Genomic DNA, 9,408 nt, shown 5'->3' on the forward strand with positions numbered 1-9,408 from the left:
ACAATCCGCTGGCTCAAGCCGAAGCCGCGCTCGGAGCCTGCTCCGCGGGTAAATCATCAGCATTGGGATCGCCCGGCGCGGTGGCCCAGGCCAATTCCACCAGCGTCACGATCCGGCGGCCGGCGCCGTCGAGCTGGCAGACGATCAGACCCTGCTCTTCCATGTAGCCGAGCAGGCGCTGCGCCCGGCGCAGCGAGTGCGAGCCGTAGGCGCGGGCGATGGCGGCGTCGCCGGGACACGGCCAGCCTTCTTTCGCCGCGCGCGCGATCATCATGAACACGCCCTGCATGTCGTCGGGAAGGATCGAGGCGCGGAGCGACACATCCTGCCAAGCGTCGTCCTCGGCATGCTCGGCGCCGAGCCCGGCGCGTGCGCGCGTCAGCATGCGGCGGAATTCGGTGAGGTCGGGCACCGCCGAGCCGAGGCCCTCGATGCGGCAGCGGACCACGAACTCCTGGTACAGCACGCCTACCGCGCGGAAACCGGCGTCGGGCGCGGCGAGCACGGCACGAAGGGTCCGATCCACGCGCTCGCGCCGTTCGGCGAGCTCCTCGGCGCTGACCGGAACCTCGATCATTTCGGGCCCGATCTCCGGTGCCGCAGCCTTCGCGGCGCGGAGCTGCTCGAGCAGATCGGGCGCGGGCCGGCGCTGCGGCCGGCTGGCATCGGGGGGCGGCGCGGCCAGGATCACGGCGCGCATGTTTTCGAGTGCGGCTTCGGGCATCGGCATCAGCCGCGGCGTGGAATTGCGCGGCTGGGTTTCGGTCGCGCCGATATTCAAACGCAGGGGACGTCGCGACAACGCGGGGCCGAGCGCCATGAATTGTCCGCGTTCGAGATCGCGAAACGATTCGGCCTGTCGCCGCTCCATGCCGAGCAGGTCGGCGGCGCGCGCCATGTCGATGTCGAGGAAGGTGCGGCCCATCAGGAAGTTGGACGCTTCCGCCGCGACGTTCTTGGCGAGCTTTGCCAGCCGCTGGGTCGCGATGATCCCGGCGAGCCCGCGCTTGCGGCCGCGGCACATCAGGTTGGTCATCGCGCCAAGCGAAAGCTTTCGCGCTTCGTCCGAGACTTCGCCCGCGACTGCAGGCGCAAACAGCTGCGCCTCGTCGACGACCACCAGCATCGGATACCAATGGTCGCGGTCCACATCGAACAGCCCGCCGAGGAAGGCCGCGGCGCGGCGCATCTGGTTTTCGGCGTCGAGCCCTTCGAGATTGAGCACGGTGGAGACGCGATGCAGCCGTGCGCGCTCGCCGGCAACCTGAAGGCCGCGTTCGGTGTGATCCTCGGCCTCGATCACGAGATGGCCGAAATGCTCCGCCAGCGAGACGAAATCGCCTTCGGGATCGATGATGGCCTGCTGCACCCAGGGTGCGCTCTGCTCCAGCAACCGTCGCAGCAAATGCGATTTGCCGGAGCCCGAATTGCCCTGCACCAGGAGGCGGGTCGCCAGCAGTTCCTCGAGGTCCATGGCGGCCACAGCGCCCGCCGTGGTCTGCCCCATCTCGATTGCAACCGTCATGCCCGACTCAAGTCCTATCATTCGCGAACAAGGACTTAACAACCCGGTCGCGGCGCGTCGAGCACCATGGCGGAAATCATGCGTTGTTGCCCACGGCGGAGTTCAGGCGTGATTCGATTGCCGTAGAAGTGCGGGCCGATAGGGCGCTTGCGGATCGTCGTCCTCATCGGAAGGAATGGCGCAGGAGCCGAATTCCTGCCTGATCCGCTCGATCTCGGCGATACGCTCGTGCAGCCGCTGCAGATGCTCCGGGGATGTCGCCCGCCAGAATCGAAATGTGTCGGCGGTGAGCGGCATGAACGCGGTGCCGAACAGCGTTGGCTCGGGAACGACGGTGCGCCCGAGCAGCAGGAACCGGTCGGCGCCGGAGACGACGAGCGTCGCGTAGCCGCGATTTCCGATTCGCTTGATGCCGTTCAGCGACCATTCGGCGAGCTTGCTGAAATAGGGCTCCTCGCGCCAGCGATCAGGGCAATGATCATCGACGGTGACGTTGACGGCGTCCTGGCTGAAATGCACGATGATGCCCGACTTCGCGGGAAACCAGTGGTCGTCGAGATGGCCTTGCAGCCAGGCGCAGACGAATGAACGGCACATCTGGGGACGGCGCTCGTAGATGGTGCAACCCGTGCCCGTCTGCCAATGCTTGCACAGCTGGTTCACCGGCTTGTCGACGGCGGCGACTTCGAGGATGTCGCAGCAGGCATTGCACGAGCCGCATTGTCGGGCAGGCTGGGCTGTCCTGGTCGGGCCGGTTCCGCGAAAACCCTGGCCGTCGCGGACCAGCAGCTTCTGCTTCTCCAGCGCGTTCAACGCACGTTCGATTTTGAGACGGGACAGTCCGGTGGCGTCGATCACGCCCTTCATCGTCGTCGCGCCTGCCTCTACTGCGCGGACGACGCTCAGCATCGCCTGGTCCATTGCTTCTTTTTCTTCGATTTTTCTTGTCTGGATCCGAACGCGGGGACTGCAAACCGTGTCTGGAAAAGCCGTAAAAGACTGTCTTGCAAAGCTATGTTACTCAGGCACATCCGCCAGACAAGACGGCGAGCCTGGCGCGCGCGCATGCGGCGTTTGCGCAAATGAAGGATCTCGTCCGAAGCGTGCGACCTCGTTCGAGCGCGCGGCGGACAAGGATTGTGCGCTTTGGTTCAGTTCGAGCGGAAATGCCGCATTTTCACGCTGCGCCACGTCTAGAAATGACGAGCCACATGGGCTCTGTGTCATTCAGGCGTGATATTTGCGGTAAAAGCAGGAGGGAACTGAAAGCGACACGATCGCGTGATCGATGACTCGCGATCACTCCTGTTGAGTTTGCGTCACACCAGGAACAGTGCCGCGCGCGATCATTTGCGTGAGAGCATGGTGGCAGCCCCAGGCGCGACGCTCAGCCCCGGTGTCTTGGGAGCGTAAGCGCCGACGCGTCCGATCGCGAATGGAAGCGCCCGTTACAGCGCGCCCGATCCGCCCTGCACGATCTTCTCGTTGAGCTTCAGGTCCACGGTCTCGACCGTGCGGTCGATCTCTGCATTGGGCGCGCCGAGCTGATGCGAGATCAGCTTCACCAAGAGATCGACGCGCTCGATGAAGGGCGCGCCGCCGGCCACCGCGCGTGCGGCCGACGACGGCTTCAGCAGGCTCTCGGCAGCCTTGGCGTACTTCGCGAACGGCACCTGGTCCTGCGGATCGGCGCCGAGACGCCGCGCGATGGCGTCGACATGCTCGTAGATCGTCTGCGAGCGCGCGAGATCGCCGTGCACGGCGTCACGGATCGACTGCGGCTCGTGCGGCGTGATGCAGCGGTAGTTGCCGGTCAGCAGCATCGACCATTTCGCTAGCGGCACGAACAGAGAATCGAACACCTTCAGCTTCACCGGCACGTCGTGGCCGTCCAGGGTCACCGCGTCGATGTCGGCTTCGAGCTCGCGCAGCACCTTGTTGTGCTTCTCGTCGGCGAACACGGATGCCTTGAAATTCGTGGGCAGACCGACGTGAAGCACGTTCGCAGCCTCTTCCGGCGGACGGAACGCCTGCGGGTCGGGCGAGCACAGGGTCACCAGCCCGGGCTCGAAGCGCTCCCACACCTGCGCATTGGTGTAGGCCTCCTCGAGATCCATGTCTGCGAGCGAGGGGATCCGCTTCAGATAGGGCAGCGGCGGCATGTTCATGATCGACAGGCACGGCAGCTTCGCCGCGGCGATCCTGACCATGAGAACGCGCACCGTGTGGTTGGTGTATTGCGGCTCCTGCATCGCAAGGCCGACCATGTCGTAACGGGACAAGTCCACATTGGCCGGCGTCACGGCGTCGAGCTTGCCGGACAGGTCGCGCGAGAAGATGGCGCGGTGAACCGCCTCGTCGCGCAACTTGATGCGCACTTCGGTACCCTCGCGGTTGATCAACTCCGCGGTCTTGGCGCGGCAGACCAGGGTCACGTTGTGCCCCGCCATCAGCAGCTTCGTGCCCAGCAGGGAGCCGTAGGAAGCCCCGAGAATCAGGATGTTACGCGCCATGTCTCGTCCCTTTGACAATTTGTGCGATTTTTGAGCCCCGGCCGTCATCCGCGGGCGAGTTTGGCCGGCATGTAAGGCAAAGTGCGTGGGGATGGCAACTGGGATAATGGATACAAGGCACGGAAGGCTCAGCAGGCGGCCCGGCGTGTTGCTTGACGCCGAAAGCGCGACGGCGCCTCACCGGCGACGGGTTCTGCATGTCCATGAGTTGCTCAAATAACTGGCTTACCGAAGTAAGAAATGTTGCACGCCTCAATCGCCCGGGCTCGCCCAGAACGCGATCATACCTCGTCACGTCTCGCGCGCCGGGTGCGGATGAGCGACATCGAGGATTTCGTCGCGCGGGTTTTCCTGCGACGTCGACCGCGGGAAAGTCCCGTGGCGAAGGGCGTCGGCATCGATCAGGCGGCAACCCGCCGCATCTTTTGTCGCTGGCGTGATTGGTGGCACGGCGGATCGGCGTCATCAGGAATTCATGATGGAAGCCGACACAGGCGATGCCTTCTCCCTCGTTAAATGAGCTCCAATTTTAGTCGTCCACCGCAACAAAAAACTGCAAACGCGGAACAGCAAAAAATGGCAGAGTGGTGCGGGGCCTAAACTGTGTATCAGCAACGGAGCTGAGACGTGACGATTGAGTTGGAGTCGGCGTGAGACTTGCTTTGCGACCGGTTCGTTCGGACTGTAGTCCGTCTGGTCCAGTGCCCCCGCCCGCGAAGGGAAAGCGGAATGATCATCGGGGCGGCAGACGCAAGCGCGATCACGCACGCGTGATATCGCATCGAGCAGACATGCAGGGCGTTGCGCTAACAGCGCTGCGCCGAGTCCAAGCAACCGTCGACGCGCCGTTCGGGGACTGTCATGGAACATGATCATTGGCCTCACGGCACGTGCGACGGCGCCGGTCGAAGCCTGGCGTGCTTGCGGAAACGCGCGTCCGATTTTTTCGAAAGCTTGTCCGTCGCCGAACTCGTGCGCGAGGCGCACAGGCATCGGTGGATTTCGGACTGGTTGAGGATCTCAGGCGAGTACCGGATCTTCGCCGAATCGGTGCGCGCAGCCGGTTCAGCTCAGATCGCGCGGGAAGCGTGGCTGTGCTCGCTGACGGCCCTTGAAGTCGCGAGGAACCTGTCTTGGCCCGGAGATCCCGGGAGTACCGACCTCGTAGACAAGGTCGGACTCAGCCTGAGGGGCTTCGAGGAGGACGCCGGTTCGGCGATCGAGCGCGTGGAGATCGACTGCTTTGATCAAGGCTCGCTTGCAGGCTACTTTCTGCCGGCGTTCCCCGATCGGTCTTTCGCACCCGCGGTTATCTGTGTCAGCGACGAGGACATCACCCTGGGCTCGATGATGAGCAGGCTGTTGCCGGCCTCCGGGCGACGGAACATGTCACTCCTGCTCGTTGATACCGGCAATTCATCCGGTCGCAGCCCCTTCAAGCCGGCGCATATTCTGCAATGCTGGCTGGATTACCTGGAAGCGCGTCCGGACGTCGATTCGCAGCAGATCGCGGTCTACGGCGAGGGGGCGGCCGCCAGTCACGCATCCCGTCTTGCCCTCCTGGATCGCAGGATGGCTGCCGTCGTGGGCGACGGCGGCATTGCGACGCCGGTCATGCGCCGGGCATCGCTGCGCTGGATGATCGGCGTCGAGCAGACGGTCCGTGACGGGACCTCAACGGGTTCGTTGCCGCCGTCGCGTCGGATCCCTTGCCCACTTCTGATGGTCGTCGGGAGCCGCTCAATGGTTTGGGAGGAGGATGCTCTCGAACTGCAAGCCGGCTATCGGCAGGCCGGAGCCGATTGCGCGACCGTCGTGCCGAACTGCATTCCGCACCCCCTGGGCGAGGTCGAGAATTTCATCGCGGTGGACGATTTCATTTTCGAATGGCTCGACAGCAAACTCGGAATTGCCCCCCAGCTGGGCTCTGTGACCTACCTCTGAGCCGCGCAAGAGATTGGGAAGGCGAGAAGAGATTGGGGATTGATCGAGGCGCACGTTCCGCGTCTGAGGTCAGGGGGTCAGGAGGCGTCGATGGCCAGCAACCGTGCGGCCAACCGGGCATTCTTCGCAATCGTTGCGAGCGCGGCATTCAGATCCGCCAGGGTCTTCTCGTCGAGCTCGTTGAACATGGTCGAGTTCAAGGCAAGCTTTCTCTTGGACAGCTTTTCGATCTCCGAGGTCGCCTTTGCGGTGAGCGACATCAGGACGTAGCGTGCGTCGTCTGCTGCCGGCCGTCGCGATAGGAAGCCGCCCTTTTCGAGGGCCTTGGTCTGGTTGGTCACGAAGGCCGGGTGGACCCGCAGCTTGTTTGCGATGTCGATTCCGGCGACACCTCGCCCCTGGTCCAGTTCAGTGATTGCCATCAGGATCAGCCACTGCGGCTCGGTAATGCCCAGCAGTCCGGCCCAGCTGGTGTGGATGTCCTCCAGCTGGGAATGAATTTCAACGACGTTCCAGATAAAGTCCGTAATCGCCCTGTCGAGTTTCTTCTCGATCATGTGGCTCCCTCCCCATTTGTTCTATGAGCCATCTTTAATGGGATATCTTGGAAGCGTCTCGAAAATCGCGCGCCGACGACAGGGAGATACCGCGCAGCTGAAATCACAGGACAAATTATTGCTTGCAAAGAACAATTAATTTTATTATCGACTATCGTACTCTATTTCGCTGCTCTTGACCCGCTCGATGGACAGCGATGCGAGACCTCCAAGAAGCCCTCGGGATGCCCCCTGAGGGCTTTTCTTGTTTGTTTATATGGAATCTTCGCTACCAAAGCCGCCGCTGTTGCTCTTAAGCCACATCCCGGCCGGAACTGTCGATTCATCAAATCAATAAATTGAGGCAGTTGTTTTTATAAACTATATGTGAAGCCACGACGGAGGGGGGGCACCTCGCTGTCGTTTCAGTCCGGACCTTCGTGCGGATCTGAATTGATCGAAATTGAGAGGGTAAAGCGGCGTCCACCGAGGACCCGAGCCCCCTGAACCGACCTGGAGGTTTACTAATGAAGTTGACGAAGACACTCTTTCTCGGCTCGGCTGCCGGCCTGATGGCCGCCTCCGGGGCGTTCGCAGCCGATCTTCCCGTGAAGGCCAAGGCGGTCGAATACGTGAAGATCTGTTCGCTGTACGGCGCCGGCTTCTACTACATCCCGGGCACCGACACCTGCATCAAGCTCGGCGGCTACGTGCGCGCTGACGCGAACTTCAACACCAACTCGGACTTCAATCCGAACCAGGGCGGCACTGCCGGTGCTCGCAACCGCCTGATGAACTACTACACCTTCCGCGCTCGTGAAGACCTCAACATCGACACCCGCACAGCGACCGAATACGGCGTGGTCCGCACCTTCTTCGACGGCGTCTTCACCTGGACGAGCGGCAACTATACCCCGACCGGGTCGGCAACGGGCGCAACCCAGTACAGCGGTACGCTCGGTCTCAACGCTGCCGGCACCGGCCTCGTTGGTTCGAATGGTAGCGGCAACGTCAACGGCACCGACGGCAACACCTCGGGTGGCGCACTCGGCGTGTACTACGCCTTCATTCAGTTCGCCGGCTTCACCATGGGTAAGGCCGTGTCGCAGTTCGATGCGCCCTGGACCAACTATCCCGGCAACATCACCGACAACCTCGTCGGCGGCAGCGGCACGGTCACTGGTGTCAACCAGTTCACCTACACCGCCGACTTCGGTCAGGGCATCACGGCGTCGTTCTCGGCTGAAGACGTCTCGGCCTACTATCAGGCCGGAAACGTCAACATGACCGGCGCGACCGCGGGCGGCATGATCGGCGGCTCGTACGGCACCAACGCGATCGGCGGCACTCGTTCGCCGAACCTCGTTGGTACGGTCCGTGTCGACCAGGCCTGGGGCCTGTTCCAGGCGTCGGTGGCTGCGCATGACAACCACGTCGGTTATTACGGCGCGACCGAGCCGACCGGCCACCCCGACGACAAATGGGGTTGGGCGGTTCAGCTCGCTCTGTCGATCAAGAACATCCCGACCGGCGCGGGTGACACGATCAACATCCAGGGCGTCTACACCGACGGTGCGACCCGCTACAACTTCCAGAATCTGTCGGGCAGCAGCTACGCGCTGTACGGCAATTCGGGCATTGCTGGCTCTTACGGCAGCATCGGCTTCGCCAGCGCTCCCGATACGGTGTTCGTGACCGGCAGTTCGCAGGAAACCGTCAAGACCTGGGGTTTCCGCGGCGCTTACACCCACAACTGGGATCCATACTGGAACTCCTCGCTGTACGGTGCCTACGCACAGGCCCAGTTCGGCACGCTGGCCAAGACCACGCTCTGCGGCGCCGGCGGTGCTGGCGGCGTGTTCGGCGGCCTGGCCGGTGTGACGGGTTGTAACCCGGACTTCGCCATCGGCCAGCTCGGTGTCGTCACCCGCTGGACCCCGGTCAAGAACCTGACGTTCTCGGCTGACGTCTCCTGGACCCACCTCGACCAGAAGTACTCCGGTACGGTTGGCCTCGTCCCGAACGTTATTACCGCTAAGCCGGCCGCGGTTTACGAACTGAAGGACCAGGACTCGATCGCCATGATCCTCCGCGCTCAGCGCAACTGGTAAGATCTGTCGAAACACATGAACGAACACCCGGCGGGAAACCGCCGGGTGTTTTTTTGCGTAAAGCAGATGATGTAGGACGGCGAAGCCCCGGTGCCCGGATGGAGCGCAAGTGCGATCCGGGGCCGCTCGCGCGGTGTCTGGCACCTTCCCGGATTACGCTTGCGCTCCATCCGGGCTACGGGACCGCGCCTGTGTCGCTCCTCTGTCAATCGTTTGCCGCAAAAATATTCCACTTTACCGAAATTCGGTTTTGGCGTATGTGTCGCTCATCCCGGCTCATCCTTGAGGGGCGATCTTGTGGTCGTCACGTTCGCGAGCCGGGCTTGCGGTGGACGCGGCAGCGTTCGGGTACGAGTGGCTAAGGGCAGGGCGGATTGCTCTCCGTGAGCCCAAGGCTTCGTTCCGACGAGCGGCGCTGCTAGGCTTCGTCTCGTCTGTAAGTTTCCGGCTCTGTCGACAGGGCTGGAAAAACTGCGGCGAAATGGCGAGCCGTGCGTACGGCAAAACCGTGTGGTCCTGGCCGTCGTTGCTACGGTCAAGCCCTGGCGAATGCGGCATCTGCGTCAACCGGCGCGGTGCCGGTGACTTTCGTTGGGACGAGGGAGGCCAAAGAGAACTCGGCTCCCGGGAGAGCACGGCATAAGCCGTCCAACCATCGCGCAGGGAAGGCCGAGTGATTGGCACCACCTGTATGCTGCTGTGCGGTTTTCCTGCGTGTGCTTTTCGCGCAGCGGACCGCGGGTGCGAGGTCAGCACCCGGCCTTCCCTGCGCCCTCTTG

The 9,408-nt window shown here is 62.9% G+C and carries 6 protein-coding genes; 2 read left to right on the forward strand and 4 right to left on the reverse strand.

Going from position 1 to position 9,408, the window contains the following annotated elements; all coding sequences use genetic code 11:
• Positions 1-13 precede the first annotated feature (13 nt).
• The 3 genes from ABIB90_RS13420 to ABIB90_RS13430 form a co-directional block, all read right to left on the reverse strand.
• On the reverse strand, positions 14-1,525 hold the full coding sequence (locus ABIB90_RS13420) for a helicase HerA domain-containing protein (protein ID WP_354200838.1): 1,512 nt from the start codon (positions 1,523-1,525) through the stop codon (positions 14-16).
• Positions 1,526-1,627: 102 nt separating this feature from the next.
• Positions 1,628-2,446: a CxxCxxCC domain-containing protein gene (locus ABIB90_RS13425; protein WP_354160432.1), complete on the reverse strand. Its 819-nt coding sequence runs from the start codon at positions 2,444-2,446 to the stop codon at positions 1,628-1,630.
• Positions 2,447-2,973: 527 nt separating this feature from the next.
• Entirely contained in the window at positions 2,974-4,038 is a 1,065-nt protein-coding gene (locus ABIB90_RS13430) for a ketopantoate reductase family protein (protein ID WP_354200839.1), read from the reverse strand.
• An 861-nt stretch (positions 4,039-4,899) separates the two neighbouring features.
• Between ABIB90_RS13430 and ABIB90_RS13435 the strand changes: the two genes are divergently transcribed.
• The gene (locus ABIB90_RS13435) at positions 4,900-5,982 is read left to right on the forward strand and encodes an alpha/beta hydrolase family protein (protein WP_354200840.1); all 1,083 of its coding nucleotides are present in this window, start codon (positions 4,900-4,902) and stop codon (positions 5,980-5,982) included.
• 77 nt (positions 5,983-6,059) lie between these two features.
• On the opposite strand, the gene ABIB90_RS13440 is transcribed toward ABIB90_RS13435, so the two are convergent.
• On the reverse strand, positions 6,060-6,539 hold the full coding sequence (locus ABIB90_RS13440) for a MarR family winged helix-turn-helix transcriptional regulator (RefSeq protein WP_007595922.1): 480 nt from the start codon (positions 6,537-6,539) through the stop codon (positions 6,060-6,062).
• A 506-nt stretch (positions 6,540-7,045) separates the two neighbouring features.
• Between ABIB90_RS13440 and ABIB90_RS13445 the strand changes: the two genes are divergently transcribed.
• Entirely contained in the window at positions 7,046-8,629 is a 1,584-nt protein-coding gene (locus ABIB90_RS13445) for a porin (RefSeq protein ID WP_354160436.1), read from the forward strand.
• Positions 8,630-9,408 lie beyond the last annotated feature (779 nt).

Source organism: Bradyrhizobium sp. JR4.1, assembly GCF_040548605.1.
Classification (GTDB): domain Bacteria; phylum Pseudomonadota; class Alphaproteobacteria; order Rhizobiales; family Xanthobacteraceae; genus Bradyrhizobium; species Bradyrhizobium canariense.